General features: G+C 63.9%; 18 protein-coding genes. 17 read left to right on the forward strand and 1 reads right to left on the reverse strand.

What is annotated here, in order from left to right:
* The first annotated feature begins 31 nt into the window (after positions 1 to 31).
* From waaF to DMO17_RS02265, 12 genes are all read left to right on the forward strand, one after another.
* Positions 32 to 1,066 (forward strand): lipopolysaccharide heptosyltransferase II, encoded by a 1,035-nt coding sequence (gene waaF, locus DMO17_RS02210; protein ID WP_110680669.1) that lies wholly within the window; start codon positions 32 to 34, stop codon positions 1,064 to 1,066.
* A 1-nt stretch (position 1,067) separates the two neighbouring features.
* Positions 1,068 to 2,072, forward strand: coding sequence for a lipopolysaccharide heptosyltransferase I (waaC, locus tag DMO17_RS02215; RefSeq protein ID WP_110680670.1), 1,005 nt, complete (start codon positions 1,068 to 1,070; stop codon positions 2,070 to 2,072).
* Positions 2,072 to 3,193 carry a glycosyltransferase family 4 protein gene (locus DMO17_RS02220; protein ID WP_110680671.1) on the forward strand — a complete coding sequence of 374 codons (1,122 nt, stop codon included), beginning with the start codon at positions 2,072 to 2,074 and terminating at the stop codon, positions 3,191 to 3,193. Before waaC ends, DMO17_RS02220 begins: the two co-directional genes overlap by 1 nt.
* On the forward strand, positions 3,190 to 3,996 hold the full coding sequence (gene rfaP / locus DMO17_RS02225) for a lipopolysaccharide core heptose(I) kinase RfaP (RefSeq protein ID WP_110680672.1): 807 nt from the start codon (positions 3,190 to 3,192) through the stop codon (positions 3,994 to 3,996). The genes DMO17_RS02220 and rfaP overlap by 4 nt, the downstream gene beginning before the upstream one ends.
* Before the next feature lie 14 nt (positions 3,997 to 4,010).
* Positions 4,011 to 4,976, forward strand: coding sequence for a glycosyltransferase family 9 protein (locus DMO17_RS02230; RefSeq protein WP_110680673.1), 966 nt, complete (start codon positions 4,011 to 4,013; stop codon positions 4,974 to 4,976).
* Complete coding sequence (locus tag DMO17_RS02235; RefSeq protein ID WP_110680674.1) at positions 4,976 to 5,710, forward strand: lipopolysaccharide kinase InaA family protein; 735 nt, start codon at positions 4,976 to 4,978, stop codon at positions 5,708 to 5,710. Before DMO17_RS02230 ends, DMO17_RS02235 begins: the two co-directional genes overlap by 1 nt.
* Positions 5,707 to 6,450, forward strand: a complete 744-nt coding sequence (locus DMO17_RS02240) for a lipopolysaccharide kinase InaA family protein (RefSeq protein ID WP_110680675.1) — start codon at positions 5,707 to 5,709, stop codon at positions 6,448 to 6,450. The genes DMO17_RS02235 and DMO17_RS02240 overlap by 4 nt, the downstream gene beginning before the upstream one ends.
* The gene (locus DMO17_RS02245) at positions 6,450 to 7,871 is read left to right on the forward strand and encodes a lipopolysaccharide kinase InaA family protein (protein WP_110680676.1); all 1,422 of its coding nucleotides are present in this window, start codon (positions 6,450 to 6,452) and stop codon (positions 7,869 to 7,871) included. The genes DMO17_RS02240 and DMO17_RS02245 overlap by 1 nt, the downstream gene beginning before the upstream one ends.
* Before the next feature lie 143 nt (positions 7,872 to 8,014).
* Positions 8,015 to 9,769 (forward strand): carbamoyltransferase family protein, encoded by a 1,755-nt coding sequence (locus DMO17_RS02250; protein ID WP_110680677.1) that lies wholly within the window; start codon positions 8,015 to 8,017, stop codon positions 9,767 to 9,769.
* Entirely contained in the window at positions 9,756 to 10,886 is a 1,131-nt protein-coding gene (locus tag DMO17_RS02255) for a glycosyltransferase (protein WP_110680678.1), read from the forward strand. Before DMO17_RS02250 ends, DMO17_RS02255 begins: the two co-directional genes overlap by 14 nt.
* 10 nt (positions 10,887 to 10,896) lie before the next feature.
* Positions 10,897 to 12,165: a polysialyltransferase family glycosyltransferase gene (locus DMO17_RS02260; protein WP_110680679.1), complete on the forward strand. Its 1,269-nt coding sequence runs from the start codon at positions 10,897 to 10,899 to the stop codon at positions 12,163 to 12,165.
* Positions 12,166 to 12,265: 100 nt separating this feature from the next.
* Positions 12,266 to 13,471 (forward strand): O-antigen ligase family protein, encoded by a 1,206-nt coding sequence (locus tag DMO17_RS02265; RefSeq protein WP_110680680.1) that lies wholly within the window; start codon positions 12,266 to 12,268, stop codon positions 13,469 to 13,471.
* Positions 13,472 to 13,519: 48 nt separating this feature from the next.
* On the opposite strand, the gene DMO17_RS02270 is transcribed toward DMO17_RS02265, so the two are convergent.
* Positions 13,520 to 14,143 (reverse strand): BUD32 family EKC/KEOPS complex subunit, encoded by a 624-nt coding sequence (locus tag DMO17_RS02270; RefSeq protein ID WP_110680681.1) that lies wholly within the window; start codon positions 14,141 to 14,143, stop codon positions 13,520 to 13,522.
* Positions 14,144 to 14,175: 32 nt separating this feature from the next.
* Here DMO17_RS02270 and msbA point away from each other — a divergent pair, with 32 nt between their 5' ends.
* From msbA to DMO17_RS02295, 5 genes are all read left to right on the forward strand, one after another.
* Positions 14,176 to 16,005, forward strand: coding sequence for a lipid A export permease/ATP-binding protein MsbA (msbA, locus tag DMO17_RS02275; protein ID WP_110680682.1), 1,830 nt, complete (start codon positions 14,176 to 14,178; stop codon positions 16,003 to 16,005).
* On the forward strand, positions 16,005 to 16,901 hold the full coding sequence (locus DMO17_RS02280; protein ID WP_110680683.1) for a GNAT family N-acetyltransferase: 897 nt from the start codon (positions 16,005 to 16,007) through the stop codon (positions 16,899 to 16,901). Before msbA ends, DMO17_RS02280 begins: the two co-directional genes overlap by 1 nt.
* 2 nt (positions 16,902 to 16,903) lie before the next feature.
* Complete coding sequence (locus DMO17_RS02285; protein ID WP_110680684.1) at positions 16,904 to 18,304, forward strand: PIG-L deacetylase family protein; 1,401 nt, start codon at positions 16,904 to 16,906, stop codon at positions 18,302 to 18,304.
* A gap of 62 nt (positions 18,305 to 18,366) precedes the next feature.
* Positions 18,367 to 19,791: a bifunctional D-glycero-beta-D-manno-heptose-7-phosphate kinase/D-glycero-beta-D-manno-heptose 1-phosphate adenylyltransferase HldE gene (gene hldE, locus DMO17_RS02290; RefSeq protein ID WP_110680685.1), complete on the forward strand. Its 1,425-nt coding sequence runs from the start codon at positions 18,367 to 18,369 to the stop codon at positions 19,789 to 19,791.
* Positions 19,792 to 19,945: 154 nt separating this feature from the next.
* A complete protein-coding gene (locus DMO17_RS02295; RefSeq protein ID WP_110680686.1) occupies positions 19,946 to 22,810 on the forward strand; it encodes a lipid II flippase MurJ in 2,865 nt (954 codons plus the stop codon).
* The last annotated feature ends 74 nt before the right edge of the window (positions 22,811 to 22,884 follow it).

The raw sequence follows: 22,884 nt of genomic DNA on the forward strand, positions 1-22,884 counted from the left end.
ACGTGCCTCCCCGCGCATTTCTGGAACGAGCATGAAGATTCTGATCGTGGGGCCCAGTTGGGTCGGTGACATGGTGATGGCGCAGACCCTGTTCGTCTGCCTCAAGCAGCGCCATCCCGGCTGCGAGATCGACGTGCTGGCGCCCGAGTGGAGCCGGCCGATCCTCGAGCGCATGCCCGAGGTACGTGCGGCGCTGAGCTTCCCGCTCGGCCACGGCGTGCTCGACCTCGCCACCCGCCGGCGCATCGGCCAGTCGCTGGCCGGCCAGTACGATCAGGCGATCCTGCTGCCCAACTCGCTCAAGTCCGCGCTGGTGCCGTTCTTTGCCAAGGTGCCCAAGCGCACCGGCTGGAAGGGCGAGATGCGCTATGGCCTGCTCAACGACATCCGCAAGCTCGACAAGGAGCGCCTGCCGCTGATGATCGAGCGCTTCATGGCGCTGGCCTATGAGCCGAATGCAGAGCTGCCTAAACCCTACCCGCAGCCACGCCTGGTAATCGACGAGGCCAGCCGCGCCGCCGCCCTGGCCAAGTTCGGTCTGAGTCTGGACCGCCCGGTGCTGGCCCTGTGCCCCGGCGCCGAGTTCGGCGAGGCCAAGCGCTGGCCGGCGGAGCACTACGCCAAGGTCGCCGAGATCAAGATCCGCGCCGGCTGGCAGGTGTGGATGTTCGGTTCGAAGAACGACCACCCCGGCTGCGAGGCGATCCGCGAGCGCCTGATTCCCGGTCTGCGCGAGGAGAGCGTCAACCTGGCCGGCGAGACGTCGTTGGCCGAGGCCATCGACCTGCTCTCCGCTGCCGCTGCCGTGGTGTCCAACGACTCCGGCCTGATGCATGTGGCCGCCGCGCTGAATCGCCCGCTGGTGGCGGTCTACGGCTCCACCTCGCCGCAGTTCACCCCGCCTTTGGCGGACCGGGTGGAGATCGTGCGCCTGGGCCTGGACTGCAGCCCCTGCTTCGAGCGTACCTGCCGCTTCGGCCACTACAACTGCCTGCGCGAGCTCAAGCCGCGCCCGGTGATCGAGGCGCTGCAGCGCCTGGTCGCCGACCCGGTCGAGGTGCAATAGCTTGCGGGTTCTGCTGATCAAGACTTCTTCGCTGGGCGACGTGATCCACACCCTGCCGGCGCTCACCGACGCGGCGCGGGCCATCCCCGGCATCCAGTTCGACTGGGTGGTGGAGGAGGGCTTCGCCGAGATTCCCGCCTGGCACCCGGCCGTGGCGCAGGTGATCCCGGTGGCCATCCGCCGCTGGCGCAAGCACCTGCTGCAGACCTGGAAGAGTGGCGAGTGGAAGCGCTTCAAGCAGCGCCTGGGCGAGGTCGACTACGACCTGGTGATCGATGCCCAGGGCCTGTTCAAGAGCGCGGTGCTGACCCGTTACAGCAAGGCGCCGGTGGCCGGCCTGGACCGTGACTCGGCGCGCGAGCCGCTGGCCTGCCGCTTCTATGATCGCCTGTATGCAGTGCCCAAGGAGCAGCACGCCCTGGAACGCACCCGCCAGCTGTTCGCCCAGGCCCTGGGCTACGAGCTGCCGCAGCAGATCGGCGACTACGGTCTGGATCGCGCGGCCATGGCCGATGCGTCCGCCCAGCCCTACCTGCTGTTCCTGCATGGCACCACCTGGGCCAGCAAGCACTGGCCGGAGGCCGACTGGCGCGCCCTGGCCGAACGCATGGCGGCGCAGGGCTGGGCCATCCGCCTGCCCTGGGGCAACGAGACCGAGCGTGAGCGCGCCCAGCGCATCGTCGCCGGCATCGACAACGCCGCCGTGCTGCCCAGGCTGAATCTGGCTGGCGTGGCCAAGGTGATCGCCGGCGCCACCGCCTGCGTCGCCGTGGACACCGGCCTCGGCCACCTGGCGGCGGCGCTCGATGTGCCGACCATTTCCCTCTACGGGCCGACCCTGCCAGGCAAGGTCGGCGCCTATGGGCGCGGCCAGGTGCACCTGTGCGCCACCGGGCCGGGTGCCGGCCAGGGTGACCGCCACAAGCCCTGCTTCGACGGCCTCGATGCCCAGCGCGTTGGTGATGCGCTGAACGCCATGCTGCTGGCGCAGCAGGAGGCGGTGTGATGCAGTTGGCCTTCGTGCTCTACAAATACTTCCCGTTCGGCGGCCTGCAGCGCGATTTCATGCGCATCGCCCTGGAGTGCCAGGCGCGCGGTCATGCCATCCGCGTCTACACGCCGATCTGGGAGGGCGAAGTGCCCGCCGGTTTCGATGTGCGGGTGGCGCCGATCAAGGCGTTCTTCAACCATCATCGCAACGAGAAGTTCAGCGCCTGGCTGGCCGCCGACCTGGCGCGCGACCCGGTGGATCGGGTGGTGGGCTTCAACAAGATGCCGGGCCTCGACGTCTACTACGCCGCCGACGGCTGCTACGAAGACAAGGCGCAGACCCTGCGCGCGCCGATCTACAAGCGCTGGGGCCGCTACAAGCATTTCGCCGACTATGAGCGGGCGGTGTTCGCCCCGGAGTCGAAGACCGAGATCCTGATGATCTCCGAAGTGCAGCAGCCGCTGTTCATAAAGCATTATCAGACTCCGGAGGCGCGCTTCCACCTGCTGCCGCCGGGCATCGCCGCCGATCGCCGTGCGCCGGCCAATGCCGGCGAGATCCGCGCCGAGTTCCGCCGCGAGTTCCAGCTGACCGACGACGACCTGCTGCTGGTGCAGATCGGCTCCGGCTTCAAGACCAAGGGCCTGGACCGCAGCCTCAAGGCCCTGGCCGCGCTGCCGCGCGAGCTGAAGAAACGCACCCGCCTGATCGCCATCGGCCAGGACGACCCCAAGCCCTTCCTGGTGCAGGTCAAGGCGCTGGGGCTGTCCGATCAGGTGCAGATTCTCAAGGGGCGCAGCGATATTCCGCGCTTCCTGCTTGGCGCCGATCTGCTGGTTCATCCGGCCTACAACGAGAACACCGGTACCGTGCTGCTGGAGGCGCTGGTCTCCGGCTTGCCGGTGCTAGTCAGCGCAGTCTGCGGCTATGCCCACTACATCGCCGAAGCCGAGGCCGGGCGCGTGGTGCCGACGCCGTTCGAGCAGGAGGTGTTCAACCGCATGCTCGCCGAGATGCTTGGCGACGACGCGGCGCGCGCCAAGTGGGGCGCCAATGGTCTGGCCTTCGCCGACTCGGCCGACCTCTATTCCATGCCGCAGCGCGCGGCTGACGTGATCCTGGCGGAGCGCGCATGAAACTGATGCTTGCCGAGCCGTTCAAGGGCCTGTGGGCCGGACAGGATGCCTTCGTCGCCGTGGAGGCCCTGCAGGGCCAGGTCTACCGCGAGCTGGAGGGGCGCCGCACGCTGCGCACCGAGGTCGGCGGGCGTGGCTACTTCGTCAAGATCCACCGCGGCATCGGCTGGGGCGAGATCGTCAAGAACCTGCTCAGTGCCAAGCTGCCGGTGCTCGGTGCCGGCCAGGAATGGCGGGCGATCCAGCGCCTGACCGAGGCCGGCGTGCCGACCATGACCGCCGTGGCCTATGGCGAGCGCGGCAGCAATCCGGCGGCGCAGCACTCCTTTATCGTCACCGAGGAACTGGCGCCGACCACCGACCTGGAGCAGCTGACCCTGAACTGGGCCCAGCAGCCGCCCGAGCCGCGCCTCAAGCGCGCGCTGATCGACGAAGTGGCGACGATGGTCGGCGCCATGCACCGGGCCGGGGTCAATCACCGCGACTGCTATATCTGCCACTTCCTGCTGCACACCGACAAGCCGGTAACGGCGGACGATTTCCGCCTCTCGGTGATCGACCTACACCGGGCCCAGGTACGCAGCTCCGTCCCCCTGCGCTGGCGCAACAAGGACCTGGCCGCGCTGTATTTCTCCGCCCTGGACATCGGCCTGACCCGCCGCGACAAGCTGCGCTTCCTGCGCACCTACTTCCAACGCCCGCTGCGCGACATCCTGCGCGACGAGGCACGGCTGCTGGCCTGGCTGGAGCGCAAGGCGGACAAACTGTATGAACGCAAGCAGCGCTACGGGGATGCGCTGTGAATCGGGATATTGCTATGACACAAATGGATTGGCGCGACAAGCGTGTGACCATCGTGCCGTGCTCTGCCCTCGGGGATGTCACTCTCTACCTGCACCTGGCCTGGCTATTCCACCGCGCGGGTGCGCGGGTGCGCTTCGTCGCCGGCACCCTGTATCCGGCGCGCGACTACTTCGACTGGTTGCAGGTGGAGTCCGCGCAGGTAGTCGATCTGTTGGCGCTGGCCGCCGAGAACGATCTGGTCATCAGCTACGTCAACTGGCTTACGCAGGATCCGCAGCGCATGCCGGAGATTCTCTCCCGGGCCAATATTGCCTTCGTCACGGCGAAGAAGTTGTCGCCACGCCTGGGGATCGAGGGGCGCGAGGTACGAGTCGGCGAGCGTGTGTTCGCCGGCGCCAGTCGCGCACTGTGCCTGCGCTCGCGAGCGGGCATGAGCATGGTGCAGTGGATCGACGAGTACGCTTCCAGTGTCTTCGGTCTGCGCAGTGAGGGCACGCTGACTGTCCGGCGCGCGAGCGCTTGCCCCGATGCCCATCGCCGCGTGGCCATCTTCCCGACTACGCCGCACGACAAGAAGAACTACGCGCAGGCCGGATTCCTCTGGCTGGCGCGGCGCCTGCGTGCGCAAGGCTGGGTCGTCGAGTTTGTCGGCATGCCCAGGGAATACGATGCACTGGCACATGCCTACAACGGGTTCCCGGTGCATTCCTTTGCCGATGTCCGTGGCCTGATGGACTTCCTTGCGACCTGCGCGGTGGTCATCAGCAATGACTCGGGAGGCGGGCACCTGGGCTCCCTGATGGGTTTGCGCAGCTTCACCATTACCCGCAAGCACGCGAACTTCGTCTGGCGCCCGGGGTTCAATGAGCGCAACGAGGTGCTGGCGCCACTGGCCAGCTTCAAGCTGCTGGGGCGCTACATCTGGCGCCCGTTTATCCCAGTCTGGCGTATTCCGCGGCGCTTGGGGCGGGCGCGCTGATGGCGAATTGGACGTTAATGCCTGAATACGGCGCGCTGCACCAGGATCTGGGCTCGCTGGCGGCCGTGTTCGCCCTGCAGGGGCGGAGGCTGACTTCCGACCCGCTGTCCGAAGTGATCCTCATCGAGCGCGACGGCGTGCGCTACTACGTCAAGCGCTACTGGGGCGCCGGCAAGGGCCTGCGTCGCTACATCGGCCGGCCGCGGGTCAAGGCCGAGTGGCAGAATCTGAAGAACTTCGCCAAGTGGGGCATTCCCACCGCACCCATCGTCGCCTACGGCCTGGAGCGCAGAGGTGGCGCCTTCGTGCGCGGCGCGCTGATCACCCGCGAGCTGGAGCAGACCCGTGACCTGGCCGCTATGGCCAATAGCCGTGATGAGCGCCTGCGCGACGCCGGCTGGGTGGATGGTGTCAGTCGCCAGCTGGCCCGGGCGACCCGCGCCCTGCACGACCACCATTTCGCCCACAACGACCTGAAGTGGCGCAACCTGCTGGTCAACGAGCAGGCCGAGCTGTTCCTGATCGACTGTCCGACCGGCAGCTTCTGGTGGGGGCCGTTCCTGCGCTACCGGGTGATCAAGGACCTCGCCTGCCTGGACAAGGTCGCCAGCAAGGTGCTGACGCGCAGCCAGCGTCTGCGCTTCTTCCTGCAGTACCGTGGGCGCGAGCGACTCTCTAGTGGCGACAAGCGCCGCGTGCGGCAGATAGTGAAATTCTTCGAGGGCAGGGAATGAGCGATTTCATCGCCGCCGAGGATCGCGCCATCCTCGAACGCCACGGACTGGCCGATTACGACGCGCTGTGGGCGCTGCAACTGGAAGCGGTGGACGAGCCCAACACCGAGCGCGGTGGCTGGAGCAGCGTCTATCGCCTCGACCTGGGCGAGGCGGCCTATTACCTCAAGCGCCAGAGCAATCACCTGACCCACAGCCTGCTGCGCCCGCTGGGCGAACCGACCTTCGCCCGCGAATTCCGCAATATCCGCCGCTATGCCGCGCTGGGTATTCCCGCGCTGCAGGCAGCCTTCTTCGCCGAGCGGCGGCTGCCCGGCGAGCGTCGCGCCATCCTGCTGACCCGCGCGCTGGATGGCTGGCAGGACCTGGATCACTGGCTGCAGGGTTGGGCGCAGTTGGACGGCGCCCGCCGCGCGGCCATCCTGCACTCCTGTGGCACGCTGGCGCGGCGGCTGCACGCGGCCGGCCAGGTACACGGCTGCTTCTACCCCAAGCACATCTTCCTGAAAGAGCACGGCGAAGGCTTCGCGGCGCAGCTGATCGACCTGGAGAAGACCCGTCCGCTGTTGCTCGGCGAGCGCGACCGGATCAGGGACCTGGAGCCGCTGCTGCGCCGCGCCAGCGTCTGGAGCGAGGCCGAGGTGTGCCAGTTGCTGGCCGCCTACCTGGGCGAGGCGGGCGACATCGAACGCTGGAGCCAGCGTCTCGGCGCGCGCCGCCGGCACAAGGAGTCGCGCTGATGCAGCTGGCCGATCTGCAGCTTGCCGGGCGCGCGCCTGAATTACCCCTGCAGCTGGTGCTGAATGGCGAGCCGCTGGTGCTGGAGCGCCTGCTGCGGGTGCTGCCGGGGCAGCGCTATGTCGGTCTGGCACGCTGGCGCGGCCGCGCGGTGCTGGCCAAGCTGCTGGTCGGCGGCAAGGCCGAGCGGCATTTTCAGCGCGAGCTGAGCGGTGCGCGCCTGCTGGCCGAGCAGGGGCTGTGCACGCCCGAGCTGCTGGCTGAGGGCTTCGTGGCTGGTCAGGGCGGCTGGCTGCTGTTCGACTACCTGGAGAGCGCCGAGAGCCTGTGGGATGCCTGGCGCGCCGTCGAGCGCGAAACCCTGCTGTCCGACGCGCAGCAGACGGTGCTGGGCGAGGCGCTGAATGCCATCGGCCAGCTGCATGCCAGGGGGCTGTGGCAGGCCGACCTGCACCTGGACAACCTGCTGCGGCACGATGGCCACCTGTTCGTCATCGATGGCGGCGGCGTGCAGGTCGAGACGGCCGGCCAGCCGCTGTCGCGCCAGCGCGTGCTGGAGAACCTCGGGGTGTTTTTCGCCCAGCTGCCGGCCGAGCTGGAACCCTTCACTGAGGAGCTGCTGGTGCACTACCTGCTGGCCAATGGCGAACATGCCCTGCCGCTGGAGGCGCTGCTCAAGGAAGTGGCGAAGGTGCGGCGCTGGCGCCTGCGCGACTACCTGAAGAAGGTCGGTCGGGATTGCAGCCTGTTCGCGGCCAAAATCGGTGCCTTCGGCCTGCGCGTGGTGCGTCGCGAGCAGGACGCCGAGCTGGCGCCGCTGCTGGATCAGATCGACGCGCGCATCGACGCCGGGCATATCTACAAGACCGGCGGCGCGGCCACCGTTGCCCGGGTCGAGCTGAATGGCCGGCCGCTGGTGGTCAAACGCTACAACATCAAAAGCTGGCTGCACTGGCTCAAGCGTTTCTGGCGTCCCAGCCGGGCCTGGCACAGCTGGGTCGAGGGTAATCGCCTGGAGCTGCTGGGCATCGCCACGCCGCGCCCGCTGGCGGTGCTCGAGCGGCGCTGGTGCTGGCTGCGCGGCCGTGCCTATCTGGTGACCGACTACTGTGGTGGCGAGGACCTGATCGCGCGCTTCACGCCGCATGTCGATGGCTGCCCGCCGGAAGCCGAGCTGGTGGCGCTGGACCGGCTGTTCGCCGCGCTGATCCGCGAGCGCATCAGCCACGGTGACTTCAAGGGGCACAACCTGTTCTGGGACCAGGGCCGCTGGAGCCTGATCGACCTCGACGCCATGCACCAGCACGCCGGGCCGAGCGGCTTCGCCCGTGCCTACGCCCGCGACCGCGCGCGCTTCCTGCGCAACTGGCCGGCGGATTCCGCCCTGCACCGCCTGTTGGACGCGCGCCTGCCACGTTTGTGACGGAACCGGGCGGTCGGCGCCCGGCGATACCCGTGGCGGGTGTCTGTCGCTATAATCCCCAGCTTTGTTCGGGTGAACGACAGTTTCGCCCATCCACCTGTCCCGGCGGCATCGTCCGCCCGTAGCTGCAAAGAGGCTTTCCCGTGGCATTGACCATTCTCGGCCTGTCCGGCGCGCTCAGCCATGACCCGTCCGCCGCCCTGTACATCGACGGCAAGCTGATCGCGGCGGTCGAGGAAGAGCGCTTCGTGCGCGACAAGCATGCGAAGAACCGCATGCCCTACGAGTCCGCCAAGTTCTGCCTGGAGCAGGCCGGGATCAAGCCCTCCGACGTCGATGTGGTGGCCATTCCCTTCGCCCCCATCTGCCTGTTCGGCAAGGCCCGCTGGCACTACGCCAAGCGCTACTGGTACGCGCCGGACCGCTCGCTCGACGCGATCCTGATGGGCAACCGCCGCTACAAGCGCTACCACAAGAAGATCCAGTGGTGCCTGGAGCAGCTCGGCTTCGACCTGAAGAAGGTCAAGATCGAGCCGGTCGAGCACCACCTGGCCCACGCCGCCAGCGCCTACCATTGCTCGGGGTTCAAGGAAAAGACCGCGATCCTCGGTATCGACGGCAAGGGCGAGTACGCCACCACCTTCTTCGGCTGGGGCGAGAACGGCAAGATCCACAAGATCAAGGAGTTCTACGATCCGGATTCGCTCGGCGGCCTGTACGGCGCGATCACCGAGTTCCTCGGCTTCGAAATGCTCGACGGCGAGTTCAAGGTCATGGGCATGGCGCCCTACGGTGATGCCGCCAAGTACGATTTCTCGCGCCTGGCCAAGTTCGAGAACGGCGAGCTGATCATCAACACCGACTACGCCAACGTCATCGGTTTCCGTCGCTACAAGGAGAACGGCAAGGGCTACTACTTCTCGCCCAAGCTGATCGAGTGGCTGGGCCCGAAGCGCCAGGGTGACATCGCCGACGACCCGTACATCCACTATGCCGCCAGCATGCAGGCACTGTTCGAGAAGCTGGCGCTGGAGATGATGGAGTACTACCTCGGCGACATCCTCAAGGAGACCGGCAAGATCGCCTTCGCCGGCGGCTGCGCGCTGAACGTCAAGCTGAACCAGAAGATCATCGCCCGCGACGACGTCAAGGAGCTGTTCGTCCAGCCGGCGGCCGGCGATGCCGGTACCGCGGTCGGCGCCGCCGCCTATGTGTCGGTGGCCCGAGGTGTGCCGGTGGAGAAGATGGAACACGTCTACCTCGGCCCGGCCTACTCCAACGAAGAAGTCATTGCAGCGTGCGCCAAGCACCCGAATCAGCCGGTATTCAAACGCATCGACAACACCCCCGAGCGCATCGCCAGAATCATGGTCGATGGCAACCCGGTGGCCTGGTTCCAGGGTCGCATGGAGTTCGGCCCGCGCGCCCTCGGTGGCCGCTCGATCATCGGCTGCCCGAGCGTGCCGGGCGTGGCCGACCGCATCAACGAACAGATCAAGTTCCGCGAGCGCTGGCGGCCCTTCTGCCCGTCGATGCTCGACACCGTGGCGCCGAAGATGCTCAAGGTCGATCATCCGAGCCCGTTCATGACCTTCACCTTCGAAGTGCATGAGGAGTGGAAGGAGCGCGTCGGCGAAGTGGTGCACGAGGACGGTACCTCGCGTGCGCAGGTGCTGGAGCGCCGCTTCAACCCGCGCTGGTACGACCTGATGCTGGAGCTGGAGAAACTGACCGGCAACGGCGTGTCGCTGAACACCTCGCTCAACCGCCGTGGCGAGCCGATGATCTGCTCGCCCACCGACGCCCTGAACATGTTCTACGGCTCGGACCTGCAGTACCTGATCATGGAAGACATCCTGGTGGTCAAGGACGGTCGCGACTGGTATGACCACGTCTGACGGCGGCGCTGCTGGGCAGCGCTGGGTGCTCCAGTTCTGCCACGGCTATGATGGCCCGTTCCTCGACTGCGCGCGGCAGTACGCCGCGCTGTTCGCCGGTACGCCGTACAGGGTCTGCACCGTCTACCTGACCGGTGCACCAAGCGCCGAGGTCGAGGCCGGTTCGGCCTCCGACGAGGTGATCTTCCTCGACTACTGCAGCAAGGACGTGCGCGGCCTCAAGCTCAGGGCGATCCGGGATTTCCGGCGCATCGCTGCCTCGCGCGACTTCGCGGTCTGCATCGCCCACCGTTTCAAGCCTATCTATGTCGCCCTGCTCGGCAGCCAGCTGCCGGTGATCGGCGTGCACCATGCCTTTGGTGACTACCGCCGGCGCTCGCGCCAGCTGTTCGCCAATCTCTTCCGCAAGCGCCTGGCGCTGCTCGGGGTGTCCGACGCGGTGCGCGACGACATGCGCGCCTGCCTGCCGGGTTGGCCGGGCGAGCGCATCGAGACCCTCTACAACCGCATCGACATCGCCGCCGTGCAGGCCGAGCAGGTCTCCCGCGAGGCGGCCCGCGCGCACCTCGGCCTGCCGCAGGACGCCTGGGTGGTCGGCAATGTCGGTCGCCTGCACCCGGACAAGGACCAGGCCACCCTGATCCGCGGCTTCGCCCAGGCCCTGCCGCACCTGCCCGCCGGCAGCCTGCTGGCGATCATGGGCAGCGGCAAGCTGGAGGCTTCGCTGAAGCACCTCGCCGCCGAGCTGGGGGTGACCGGAAGCGTGCATTTTCTCGGCCAAGTGGCCGGTGGCCGGCGCTACTTCAAGGCCTTCGACCTGTTCGCCCTGAGCTCCGACCACGAGCCCTTCGGCATGGTGTTGCTGGAGGCCATGGCCGCCGGCGTGCCGGTGATCGGCACCGACTGCGGCGGTGGCCGCGAGGTGGTGCAGGGCGTCGGCGAGCTGTTCCCGCTCGGCGATGCCGCCGCCCTGGCCGGCGCGCTGCAGCGTCAGGCACAGAACCGCGGTCTGCCGGCACTGCGCGAACGCCTGCAGACGCACCTGCAACAGCGGTTCTCCGACGCGGTGGTGCGCGAGCGTTTCTGGTCGCTGCCGCTGCGCGCGATGCTGAGCTGAGGTCGACCCGATGCAGGATGCCGTCGCCAACCCCTGGGCCGCCAAGGCCCGCGCCCTGGACCGCTACCGCTGGCTGCTGCTGCGCGAGCGCCACGGCCTGCTCGGCAGCGCCCTGCGCTTTGCCCGCGAGGCGCTGGGCGACTGGTGGTTCGGCGTGCGCGCCAAGTCCCGCCTGGCCGAGTCGGTCACTGCCGAGCCCTGCGATTTCCTGCTGCTGCAATCGGCGCCGAAAGTCATCGCCTTCCAGCGCAAGAAGCTGCTGATCGAGGGCCTGCGCGGCCGCGGCCACAACCTGGTGGAGACCGCACTGCAGGCGCCCAAGGCCATCCTGCGTGAGCGCCTGCTCAAGCGTCCGCCCCATCCAGTGCCGACCCGCTACTTCGGCATTGCGGCCTACGCCGAGTGGCTGGTCGAGCACCATCAGCCACGCGTCCTGCTCAACGACCGCAACGGCAGCCTGTATGCGCCGTTCCTGCGCCTGGCGCTTAATGCCCGCGGCAGCCGGCTGGTGCACCTGGCCCACGCCACCACGGTGGAAGGCTCGCGCCGCCTGGGCATGAACGACTACGACTACTACTTCCTGTTCGGCCAGAGCTCGCTGGAAGCCCTGCAGGCGCGCGCGCTGCGCTTCGGCAGTTCGATCGCGGTGCTGGCCGGCTCCCATATGATCGACAGTGCCTACGACCTGCCTCCGTCCGATCCGTCACTGCGCACCTTGCTGATCTTAGGTGTCGGCCCGGACAAGGAAAAGGAAGCGGGTTACCAGGCCACCTACGCGCTGCTGCGTGACTGGGCTGATGTCCATCCCGACTACCGGGTACTGGTCAAGGCGCATCCGCGCAGCCAGGTGCCGTTCTGGCAGCAGGCTGCCGCCGAGCTACCGAATCTGCGGGTGTTGCCGAAAGAATGTGGCCTGGCCGAGGCACTGGCCCAGGCCTCGCTGGTGGTCAACATCATGTCCAACGCGGTGATCGAGGCCGCGCTGGCGCGCCGTCCGGTGCTATATGTGAACGCCAGTGGCGAGGCCGATATCTTTGGGCAGGAGCGCTTCTTCGGGGCTGCTTTGGCAGCCGAGGTGGCGTTGGATATGCGGCTTCGCTCGATCGAGCAGGGCTATTCAACCGCCGTTGCTGCTAGCGAAAGCTTTGCATGCTTCCATCTGGCTGGTGGCTTCCAGGGGCTGCACAGATCCTTAGATATCCTTGAGTCGTTTGTCCGCCATGCTCATGCTGCCTTGCCTGATGGGGTGGCAAGTTCGGTAATACGTGGGACGGTATGAGGCGTGGCTTGGTAAACTGTAGCGTCATTTTGGTTGCCGGGCGCAGCTCGTCTCGTGCGGCCTTTGGGGTCGCTAATAGATCATAACGGGTATTCGTAGTATGGGTTTCACGGAATCTTTGCGGCTGCGTGGGCTGGCTATGCAAGAGGCTGCTTACAAGTGCATAGGTATTGGTTTTCTAGTCTATCTCGCCGCGACGTTCATTCTTGACAGTGGACAGCAGAGAAGTTTCTTCTTTCTGTTCATTGCATTGCCGGCCTTGTTTTTGCTGGTGAGGTCCCGGCAACTGTTCCGTACAGACGCTTTCCCGCTAGTTTCGATTCTCCTGTGCCTAGGTTATTTTTCGCTGAGCGCGGCTTGGGGAGAGGAGGAGAGCGTGGCGCACATGTTAAAGCTGAGCCTCTACCTCTATTGCTTGATGCTGGGCATCGAGGCGGCCTGTAAACGTTTCAGTTCGGCATACTTGGTGGGCTTTATTGCATTGGTTGGCGGCCTCGCTATGTGCGCCACTATGCTCGCCGTTCTGTATAGTGGGGCCGACTTATCAAGCCTGCTTACTCAGAGGCATTCCTTTGCCACCCTGAGTGGTTGGGGTTCGGACAACCCCATCAACTCAGCGATAGTCATGGGTTTGGTGGTTCTCGCGGCTTGGTGGGTATTCCCGGGCAAGAAATGGTATCTACAGTTCTTACTCTTGGCCGTCATCGTGATTAGTTTGATGCTGATGGTCTTCACTAAGAGTCGCGGTCCCATGCTTGCACTTGGTGTTGGCTTGGCGCTCATGACCGTATTCCGGCGAGACTGTGCCGATTTGCTACTGGCGCTTCTGATTGCGGCCTCGGCTGCTGTTCTGGTCGTCTCTACCGATATCCTCTCACTGTTTGCGCAGCGGCTGACCGAGCCTAACTATCGCATGGAGATATGGCTGCAGGTCTGGGAGCGTTTCCAAGACAACTGGTTGTTCGGGCAAGGCCTGGGGCATGATGCCCGGATTTCCCTTCTATCGGGGACAGTGTTCGTGACTCACTCCCACTCTTCTGTATTCGAGATGTTCAGAGTCGGTGGGGTCATCGGCGGTGGACTGTTTCTGTTAATGGTCGGTTGCTTGGTTGGGCGGTCTATCACCAAACCCGCTGGGTTCTTCTTGCTGTGGTTGATCTTCGGGCTGATCTGCCTATCGTCGAATGGGCGCGCATTGCTGTCGCGGCCGTCCATTGAGTGGTTCGCCTTCTGGATGCCCATACTGCTCCTGTACTTTTCGACTCGTGCCGATGCGGCGTCACAGCAGAGTGAGCATTCTGCCTGAGAGCCGTAACCTCCCCTAAGTGCATGGCGCTGCGTTCTCGGTGTGGATCTATGGCGCCTTGTCGCGGGGTGCGCTGACCCGGGCATAGTGCTTGAGTAGCTCATCCCAGGGGAAGTTCTGAACCTTGCGCCGATCCAGATAGCGCTTCAGGTGATGAAAGTTTCGCTTCACCAGAGTGTTGCTTAGTGGGTGGCGCTTGAAGCGGGTGTCGAGGAAGTCGATCAGGCCGAAATCATCATCCGGGGTGCGCAGAATGTTGCCTAGGTGCAGTGAGCGGAAGTAAATGCCGCGCTGGTGTAGTAGGTGGATATAGGCGGCCAGATGCGGTAACAGGCGATAGAATTCGTCCCGCGAATCGCGGAACAGCTTGTCAAGCGGTTGCCCTTCCAGTGGCTGGTAGAGGCAGGCGCTAACCACCTTGTCGCGATCGATCCAGTAAAGCTCGTCGATATGGGGCGTATGGATGCCAAGGCGCTGCAAACGCTCGGCGCACTTGGCAAAGCGTCGTGCATCGGGGCGTAGGCGGGCGAGCAGAGGGTTGCGCCGGCTGCGGAAGATCTTGAGGAAGCTACCATCGGTCAGGCGCACCACCTTGGGGCCATGGCTGTCGCGCTCCAGCACATGACCGGTGTCCAGCCAGTTTTGCAGTTCGTTCGCTGATACAATCCGCATTTCGTTTCCAGTTGTTCTGTGGGGCTTGCCGAATGGCCAATTCTAACCAGCAATCCAGTGCCAGGGTTTATCTGCGATTGCTGAAGTACGTGGTGCCCTACTGGGGGCTGTTCGCCATCAGCATCGTAGGCTTCATTATCTTCGCCTCAACCCAGCCGATGCTCGGCTACATGCTCAAGTACTTCGTTGACGGGTTGAACAACCCGGATGCGAGTTTCTTCGCCGGCGTGCCCTGGCTCGGTGAGCAGCCCTGGCTGGCCCAGCTCAAGCTGCTGCAGGCGGTTCCACTGCTGATCGTGTTGATCGCCCTGTGGCAGGGCGTGGGCTCCTACCTGGGCAATTACTTCCTGGCTAAGGTATCGCTCGGCCTGGTCCACGACCTGCGCGTGGCACTGTTCAATAATTTGCTGGTGCTGCCTAATCGCTACTTCGACAACCACAACTCCGGCCACCTGATCTCGCGCATCACCTACAACGTGACCATGGTCACCGGTGCTGCCACCGATGCGATTAAAGTTGTGGTGCGCGAGGGTGTGACGGTGATCTTCCTGTTCGCCTCGCTACTGTGGATGAACTGGAAGCTGACCCTGGTGATGCTGGCGATTCTCCCGATCATCGGGGTGATGGTCAGCAGCGCGAGCAAGAAGTTCCGCAAGCAGAGCAAGAAGATCCAGGTAGCCATGGGTGACGTCACCCACGTGGCCTCAGAGACCATCCAGGGCTACCGGGTGGTGCGCAGCTTTGGCGGCGAGGGCTACGAGCAGCAGCGCTTCGCCGATGCCAGTGAGACGAACTCGCGCAAGCAGCTGAGCCTGGTGAAGACCAATGCGATCTATACCCCCAGCCTGCAACTGGTGATCTACAGCGCCATGGCTGTGCTGATGTTCCTAGTGTTGCTGTTGCGCGGCGATGCCTCGCCGGGAGAGCTGGTGGCCTATATCACCATGGCAGGCCTGCTGCCTAAGCCTATTCGCCAGCTGTCCGAGGTCAGTTCGACCGTCCAGCGCGGTGTGGCGGGCGCCGAGAGCATCTTCGAGCAGCTCGACGAAACCCCCGAGGTCGATCATGGCACCCAGGAGCGTGAGCGAGTCAGCGGACGCCTGGAGGTCAGCAACCTGAGCTTCCAGTATCCGGGCGCGGAGAAGGCCGTGCTCAGGGGCATCTCCTTCGTCGCCGAGCCGGGGCAGATGGTCGCCCTGGTCGGTCGCTCCGGCAGCGGCAAGTCGACCCTGGCCAGCCTGATCCCGCGCTTCTACCACCATGAGACCGGGCAGATCCTGCTCGACGGCCTGGATGTCGAGGACTACCGCCTGCGCAACCTGCGCCGGCACATTGCCCTGGTCACCCAGCACGTCACCCTGTTCAATGACACGGTGGCCAACAACATCGCCTACGGCGACCTCGCCGGTGCGCCGCTGGACGACGTCAAGCGTGCCGCCGAGGCGGCCTTCGCCGCCGAGTTCATCGAGAAGATGCCGCAGGGCTACGACACCCTGGTCGGCGAAAACGGCGTGCTGCTCTCCGGTGGCCAGCGCCAGCGCCTGGCCATCGCCCGCGCGCTGCTGAAGAACGCGCCGCTGCTGATCCTCGACGAGGCCACCTCGGCGCTGGATACCGAGTCCGAGCGGCACATCCAGGCGGCCCTGGACGAGGTGATGAAGGGGCGTACCACCCTGGTCATCGCCCACCGCCTGAGCACAATCGAGAAGGCCGACCTGATTCTGGTGATGGACCAGGGTGAGATCGTCGAGCGCGGCACCCACGCCGAGCTGCTGGCGCAGAACGGCTACTACGCGCGCCTGCATGCCAGGCAGTTCGAGGAAGGCGACGAGCTGCCGCAAGCGCTGGAGCAGGACGCCTGATGCTCAGTCACCTGCGCTTCTGGCGCGAACGCGGCTGGACGCCCATCGAGGCGGCCGACTACGCCGATGCCTGGGCCAATTTCGGCGGCAGCGTCGCCACCCACCCGCAGGTGGTGGCGCGCCTGGCGGACCTGGCCGGCATCCCGGTGCGCTACCTGGGCTGGATCGCCCAAGGCCAGCTGCAGGGCGCCATGCCCACCTGGGGCCGGCATATCGCCCTGGCCAAGGACGTGCTGAAGAAGCAGGGCAAGCGCGGCCTGTTCGACCTGGGCAATGCCGAGATCATCCTGCCACTGGCCCATGGCGTGCGCGTGCCGGTGCAGCACCGCATGCGCTACGTCTCGGCGCTCAATGCTGAGCAGATCAGCACCCTGCGCGAGCAGCCGGAAGGCCTGGCCCTGGCCCGCGAGCCCGAGGACTACAGCAAGAAGTTCCGCTATAACCAGCGCCGCGAGCAGCGCCTGCTGGAAGAGGCGGGCGGGGTGATCCGGCCGATGCTGGAGCTGACGGCCGAGGAGCAGGCGCGTATCTATGCCGAGCTGTTCCAGCGCCGCTGGGGCTTCGCGGCCACCGGCGCCGCCCACCTGGCCGAGGTGTTCGAGCGCCTGCGCGAGTTCATGACCGGCTCGCTGATCTACCTGAACGACGAGCCGGTGGCCATCCAGGTGCTGTACCGGGTCGAGGCGCCGCGCTGGGTCAGCCTGGAGTACATCAACGGCGGGGTCGACCCGCAGCAGCGCGAGTTCAGCCCCGGCAGCGTGCTCAGCTTCATTAATACGCAGGACGCCTGGGCCGAGGCACGCGCGCTCGGCAAGCCGCTACGCTATTCCTTCGGCCGCGCCGATCGCGAGTACAAGGATCGCTGGTGCCATCGGGTTCCCGTCTACCAGGTGTGAAGATGCAGGGTCGCAAGCAACAGCTGCTCAAACGTCATCGCCGCCACAAGCGCCTGGCCCTGCTGGCGGGCCTGCTGCTGTTGGCGCTGCTGGGCATCTTCGGCGCCTGGTGGTGGGTGCCGCTGCTCCTGCTGCTGGGCTGGATCGCCCACGAGGCCTGGTTCGCCGACCACCTGTTCTATGCGCCGCGCGACGACTATCGCTACGACTTCCCCGAGGGCACGCCCTGCCTGCCGGCGCGCCTGCAGGACGGGCACCTGCGGGTGGAGGGCGAGATCGGCGAGGCCGACACCCTGATCCTCGCCTGGCGCATCGAGGCCGGTTGGCTGGGGCGCCTGCTCGACCCGCAGCTGTGGATCGGCGCCGATCGGCAGGACTTCGAGCGTGGCGTGGCCGGCCTGCGCTACCTCAACCTGTCCGGCCAGGGCGAGGCGCTGCGCCGTGGCGAACTGCTGCTGCGTGGGCGCTTCTGCCACCTGGTCGGGGAGGGACGCCTCTATGCGATGCGCAACCCGGACTACGCCGCGTGCCGCCTGATGGTGATCGCGCCGCATGCCGACGACGCCGAGCTGGCGGCCTTCGGCCTCTACAGCCGCTGCCAGGAGGCCAGCATCGTCACCCTGACCCAGGGCGAGATCGAGGCCGAGCACTACCAGCGCCTGGGCCTGAGCCTGGCCGAGGCGGCCCGCCTCAAGGGTCGCCTGCGCGCCTGGGACAGCCTGGCCATCCCGCTCTGGGGCGGCGTGCCGCAGAACCGTTGCGTGCAGCTTGGCTACTACTGCCTGCAGCTGCCGGCGATGGCCGAGGCGCCGCAGCAGCCCTTCGCCTCGCGCGAGTCGGGCGATTGCGACGTGCGCGGTGTGCGCCGGCACAACCCGCTGGCGCTGCCGGGCGATGCCGACGGCGTACCGAGCTGGAGCAACCTGGTCGCCGACCTGGCCGCGCTGCTCGAGCACTTCCGCCCCGAGGTGCTGGTCACCCCGCACCCCGAGCTGGACCCGCACAGCGACCATGTCGCCGCTACCCGCGCGCTGCTGGAGGCGATCCAGCTCAGCGCCTGGCAGCCGCAGACCCTGCTGCTCTACGCCAACCACCTGCACGACAACGACCGCTGGCCGATGGGCCCGGCTGGCCATGGCATCGCCCTGCCGCCAGCGCTCACCACGCTGCCGGCCGATCTGCTGTGGAGTCCCTGCTTGCCGGCCGAGGTGCAGCTGGACAAGGCCATGGCCCTGGCCATGCAACATGACCTGCAGCTGCCGCTGCCGACCAAGAAGCGCCTGCGCCGCCTGATCCAGCGCCTGCTCGCCGGTCGCCGCTGGCCGGCCACCGGCGAGGACGAGTTCATGCGCAAGGCGGTGCGCCGCCACGAGCTGTTCTGGGTGCGGCCGCTGGGCGAGTGAGCCCCAGCCACGCAGACTCGCCATGCTATGATCCGCCCCGATTTTTCCACCCCGGAGTCCCCATGAAGCTGTCCATGCCCCGTTACGATCAAGCGTCCGTCCTGGTGGTGGGCGATGTCATGCTCGACCGTTACTGGCATGGCGGCACTTCGCGCATCTCCCCCGAGGCACCGGTGCCGGTGGTCAAGGTCGAGCAGATCGAGGATCGCCCGGGCGGTGCCGCCAACGTCGCGCTGAACATCGCCGCCCTCGGTGCGCCGGCCCTGCTGGTCGGCGTCACCGGGCGCGACGAGGCGGCCCACAGCCTGGCCGACAGCCTGCACGCGGCCGGGGTCGAGGCGCATTTCCAGCGCATCGACGAGCAGCCGACCATCGTCAAGCTGCGCGTCATGAGCCGTCACCAGCAGCTGCTGCGCATGGACTTCGAGGAGCCCTTCAATACCGACGCCGCGGCCCTGGCCGAAGATGTCGCGCGCCTGCTGGACGGGGTCAAGGTGCTGGTGCTGTCCGACTATGGCAAGGGGGCGCTGCAGAACCACCAGGCACTGATCCAGCTGGCCCGCGCCCGCGGTATCGCGGTGCTGGCCGACCCCAAGGGCAAGGACTTCTCCATCTACCGCGGCGCCAGCCTGATCACCCCCAACCTCAGCGAGTTCGAGACCATAGTCGGACACTGCCGGGACGAGGCCGAGCTGGTGGCCAAGGGCAATGCGCTGATGGCCGAGCTGGAGCTGGGCGCCCTGCTGGTGACCCGCGGCGAGCATGGCATGACCCTGCTGCGCCCCGAGCAGCCTGCGCTGCACCTGCCGGCGCGCGCCCGCGAGGTATTCGACGTGACCGGTGCCGGCGACACGGTGATTTCCACCCTGGCCGCCTCCATCGCCGCCGGCGAGGAGCTGCCGCAGGCCGTGGCCCTGGCCAACCTGGCCGCCGGCATCGTGGTCGGCAAGCTCGGCACCGCCGCCATCAGTGCCCCCGAGTTGCGCCGCGCGGTGCAGCGCGAGGAAGGTTCCGAGCGCGGCGTGGTCAGCGTCGACCAGTTGCTGCTGGCGCTGGAGGATGCCCGCGCCCATGGCGAGAAGATCGTCTTCACCAACGGCTGCTTCGACATCCTGCATGCCGGCCACGTGACCTACCTGGAGCAGGCCCGCGCCCAGGGTGATCGCCTGGTGCTGGCGGTCAACGACGACGCCTCGGTGGCGCGCCTCAAGGGCCCGGGCCGGCCGATCAACGCGGTGGACCGGCGCATGGCCGTGCTCGCCGGCCTTGGTGCGGTGGACTGGGTGGTGAGCTTCGCCGAGGACACCCCGGAGAACCTGCTGCGCCAGGTCAGGCCGGACGTGCTGGTCAAGGGAGGCGACTACGGTATCGACCAGGTGGTTGGCGCCGACATCGTCCGCGCCTACGGCGGCGAGGTACGGGTGCTGGGTCTGGTGGAGAACAGTTCCACTACCGCAATCGTGGAACAAATTCGCTCAAGCGTTTAGCGAAGAGTGATAATGGTTTTGTGCGGGACTATTGTTTGGAAATATAAGTGGCCGCCGCCTAATTGGCGGTCTTGGTCTTGGTCTTGGTTCGGGTGTTTTTTGTTGTTTGCATTGATTGATTTAATTTGTTTCTCTGTTAAAGAGTTTTTTAAATATGTTGGCTAATGCTTGCTCTGCAGATAAGAGTGTATTGGGGCGCGATTATATATCTGGGCGAGCGCTGCTTCTGCTGTGGTTGGGTGCTTTCAGCTATGCGTTGATTTTGGCGCTGGTTTTGCAAAAGCTTGTGCTTCCTATGATGCCGAGCATGCATGCGGGTCATGGTTTGATGCGAGATGATGCAATCTATTTCCACAGTGTTGCTGTGGAAATGGCTGAGCGTATTCGGATGTATGGTTGGGGGGAGTGGAGGTTAATTGCTTCTGGCTCATCCGCGGGGAATGTTGGATTGCTCGCTGCTTTGTATGCATTGCTGGGGAATGAGCCTGCATTTTTTCTGCCTCTGACATCTGCCTTTCATGCTCTTGGGGCGGTATTGATTTTGCTTATTGCGCTGCAGCTTCTTCCTGCGCGTGAGGGGCTATATGCGGGGTTTGTTGCGGGTTTTTTATTTCTTGCGTTTCCCTCGGCACTAGTCTGGTTTGGTCAGAATCACAAGGATTCTTTTTTGATCGCTGGCTTTTTGCTGACTTTATTGGCTTTTTTGAGATGCTTTGATTGCTCGGGGGGATATAGATTTTTGTGGGGGGTGGCTCTGTTTTTATTGGGCCTGGTTCTTGTTGCTATCATGCGTCCTCATTTGGTTCGTATATATCTTGTTGCTTATTCTTGTGCAATTTTATGCTTGTTTTTTGTGTCGGTGGTTTTTCGAGGTAAGGCATGGGGCTTGGGTCAAGGTAGGGCTGCATTTTTAATATGTCTTGGCTTTATTTTTATGAGTTTCCTGCCTTCAAGTGGTTCCCTGGCTGAGCAAGATTTACGCAATGTCGAGGGGAATTTCCTTGCGGGATGGCAATGGCGGCCATCGGAGTACCTTCCCGCTCGTCTAGACTCGCTTCTAGAGAAAGTTTCTGCGATTCGGGTGCATCTAATTAATTATGGTATTTCAGTGGAGGCGGGCTCCATTATTGATGCTGATGTGAGGCCGGAGACTGCGGCGCATGCTATTGGTTATTTTCCGCGTGCTTTGTTGGTGGGGGTGTTTGCCCCTTTCCCTGAGTTCTGGGTGGAGAAATTTGCTCTGCCTCGAGTTATAGGTGCGCTTGAGGCTTTGATTTTTTATCTTTTCTTTCCGGGCGTGATATTTCTTGCGCTTCGCCATATGAGCAATAAGTTGTTTGTTTGCTTGGTTGTTCTTGGTGTTGTGCTGGTTGTTAATAGCTTTGTAAGTCCCAATGTTGGAAGTTTGCATCGGGTTAGGTATGGGCAATGGCTTGTGGTGCTGCTAATTGGGGTGTGTGGATGGGCTGTTTTTATTAGGGAGGCGGTGTCTCGACTCCGTGCGGCTTCTTCGTCTTCGGTGGTTGAGAAAGTGGTGGTCAATAATCATGCGTCTACGCCAGATGCGTCTCGTGCAGTTGGCGCTGGTGTGCTGGTTATGATGGTTTCATTGGTTGGCTTTTTGGGATTGCTGGTTCGGGATTTGTTGCTTATAGATAAAGTGGGATTTGGTATTTCACTTGATAGTTATTACCTGGCGATAATGTTGCCGACTTTCTTTGTCTCTCTTTTTTCGGTGCCGCTGGGTGATGCTTTTTCTGCTAGGGTTTCTGCGATTCCTGATCGGTTGCAAGTTCAGCGAATGATTGCGGGCATGTCTACTCTTACCTTGCTGTTGTTCGCGCTTTTGGCGGTGGGTATGCTGTTTTTTGCAAGGGAGATTCTCTTGGTCTTTGCCCCGGGGGGGGATATTGATTTAACTGTTAATTTGTTTCCAGTTGCTCTTCTGTTGTTGGTTTTTTCTGGGGTTATAGTGGTTGCTAATAGTGTTCTGAATGTGCATGGTCGGCCGGTAATGGCTGCTTCGGCGCAATTGGCTGTTCCGGCTGTTGTTGTTGCTTTTATTCTGGCTGCCAATAAGGAGAGTGTTGTTGTGGCGGCAATGGTTGGTATGGCCGCTGGGCAGGTGGCTAATCTATTATTGCTGGCTTATTTTCTGCGGCGATGTGGGTTTAGCTTGGTGCCAGGTTCTCTGTGGGGATTGCAGAGGGAATATGGCATGCTTCAAAACCTCAAGTGGCTTGTGCTTTGCGCTCTTCTGACTGGTGCGGCGGTGCCAATGAATTACTGGTTTGCAGGGCAGATAGGTGTAGGGGCGCTATCAACATGGGCCTTGGGTAGCAAGTTGGTGCAGATATCTTCTTTGTTGGGAGCTGCGCTGATGACGGCGGTGTTTGTTCCTTACATGAGTAAGGTTGTGGCTCTTGGGCTGAGTTCTCGGGTGCGTGACGATATTTTTGTATCGCTGGTAATCGGTGGCTGGGGGAGTGCAATAGTTATTATTGGTATTTTTGTATTTGCAGAGCCTATGGTTTATGCCTTTTTGAGTGGTGTTGACGATCTTGGGGTTGCTGAGCGTTTGATCGGTATAGTTAAGCTCGGGGCGCTTCAGATTCCTTACGCGCTATCGGCAATTTTGCTGTTTAAGCTCTGCGCTGTTTCTTCGGTCTCGTTGAGGGCGGCTGGTGCGGCATTGGTCGGTTTTGTGGTGAGTCTTTTACTGAACATCCTTCTTGTTCCGGTTGTGGGGCTGGTTGGTCTTGCGTTGTCTTGGACCTTGTCTAGCCTAGTGGCTACTTTGGTTGTGATTGGGATGACGAGGGAGCAGTCTCATCTCAGTGCTTTCAATATTTTGCTTCTCTTGGCGACTTGGATTGTTCTTGGTGGACTGGCTGCAGCTATTCATTTTCGTAGCTGGTTTGGTGGGTGTGCGGTTTTATTCTTGGCAATCTTGGTTGTATTTTTCCAGTTGCGTTTGGTTTTGCGTCAGCGTCTGGTAGTCACTGCTCCCTCGGTATGACAGTTAAGTAGGCATTAAGTAAGTGGCTTCGTGTGTCTAGGGTGGCGGTATATTTTTATAACCTGACGACAGAT

The sequence above is a fragment of the Aquipseudomonas alcaligenes genome, assembly GCF_003205495.1.
GTDB classification, from domain to species: Bacteria; Pseudomonadota; Gammaproteobacteria; order Pseudomonadales; family Pseudomonadaceae; genus Aquipseudomonas; species Aquipseudomonas alcaligenes_B.

What these genes read in the sequence shown, in the direction of transcription:
- waaF (WP_110680669.1), top strand. Translation starts at nt 32, where the DNA reads ATGAAGATTCTGATCGTGGGGCCCAGTTGGGTCGGTGACATGGTGATG.
- DMO17_RS02220 (WP_110680671.1), top strand. Translation starts at nt 2,072, where the DNA reads ATGCAGTTGGCCTTCGTGCTCTACAAATACTTCCCGTTCGGCGGCCTG.
- rfaP (WP_110680672.1), top strand. Translation starts at nt 3,190, where the DNA reads ATGAAACTGATGCTTGCCGAGCCGTTCAAGGGCCTGTGGGCCGGACAG.
- DMO17_RS02230 (WP_110680673.1), top strand. Translation starts at nt 4,011, where the DNA reads ATGACACAAATGGATTGGCGCGACAAGCGTGTGACCATCGTGCCGTGC.
- DMO17_RS02235 (WP_110680674.1), top strand. Translation starts at nt 4,976, where the DNA reads ATGGCGAATTGGACGTTAATGCCTGAATACGGCGCGCTGCACCAGGAT.
- DMO17_RS02240 (WP_110680675.1), top strand. Translation starts at nt 5,707, where the DNA reads ATGAGCGATTTCATCGCCGCCGAGGATCGCGCCATCCTCGAACGCCAC.
- DMO17_RS02245 (WP_110680676.1), top strand. Translation starts at nt 6,450, where the DNA reads ATGCAGCTGGCCGATCTGCAGCTTGCCGGGCGCGCGCCTGAATTACCC.
- DMO17_RS02255 (WP_110680678.1), top strand. Translation starts at nt 9,756, where the DNA reads ATGACCACGTCTGACGGCGGCGCTGCTGGGCAGCGCTGGGTGCTCCAG.
- DMO17_RS02260 (WP_110680679.1), top strand. Translation starts at nt 10,897, where the DNA reads ATGCAGGATGCCGTCGCCAACCCCTGGGCCGCCAAGGCCCGCGCCCTG.
- DMO17_RS02265 (WP_110680680.1), top strand. Translation starts at nt 12,266, where the DNA reads ATGGGTTTCACGGAATCTTTGCGGCTGCGTGGGCTGGCTATGCAAGAG.
- DMO17_RS02270 (WP_110680681.1), bottom strand. Translation starts at nt 14,143, where the DNA reads ATGCGGATTGTATCAGCGAACGAACTGCAAAACTGGCTGGACACCGGT.
- msbA (WP_110680682.1), top strand. Translation starts at nt 14,176, where the DNA reads ATGGCCAATTCTAACCAGCAATCCAGTGCCAGGGTTTATCTGCGATTG.
- DMO17_RS02280 (WP_110680683.1), top strand. Translation starts at nt 16,005, where the DNA reads ATGCTCAGTCACCTGCGCTTCTGGCGCGAACGCGGCTGGACGCCCATC.
- DMO17_RS02285 (WP_110680684.1), top strand. Translation starts at nt 16,904, where the DNA reads ATGCAGGGTCGCAAGCAACAGCTGCTCAAACGTCATCGCCGCCACAAG.
- hldE (WP_110680685.1), top strand. Translation starts at nt 18,367, where the DNA reads ATGAAGCTGTCCATGCCCCGTTACGATCAAGCGTCCGTCCTGGTGGTG.
- DMO17_RS02295 (WP_110680686.1), top strand. Translation starts at nt 19,946, where the DNA reads ATGTTGGCTAATGCTTGCTCTGCAGATAAGAGTGTATTGGGGCGCGAT.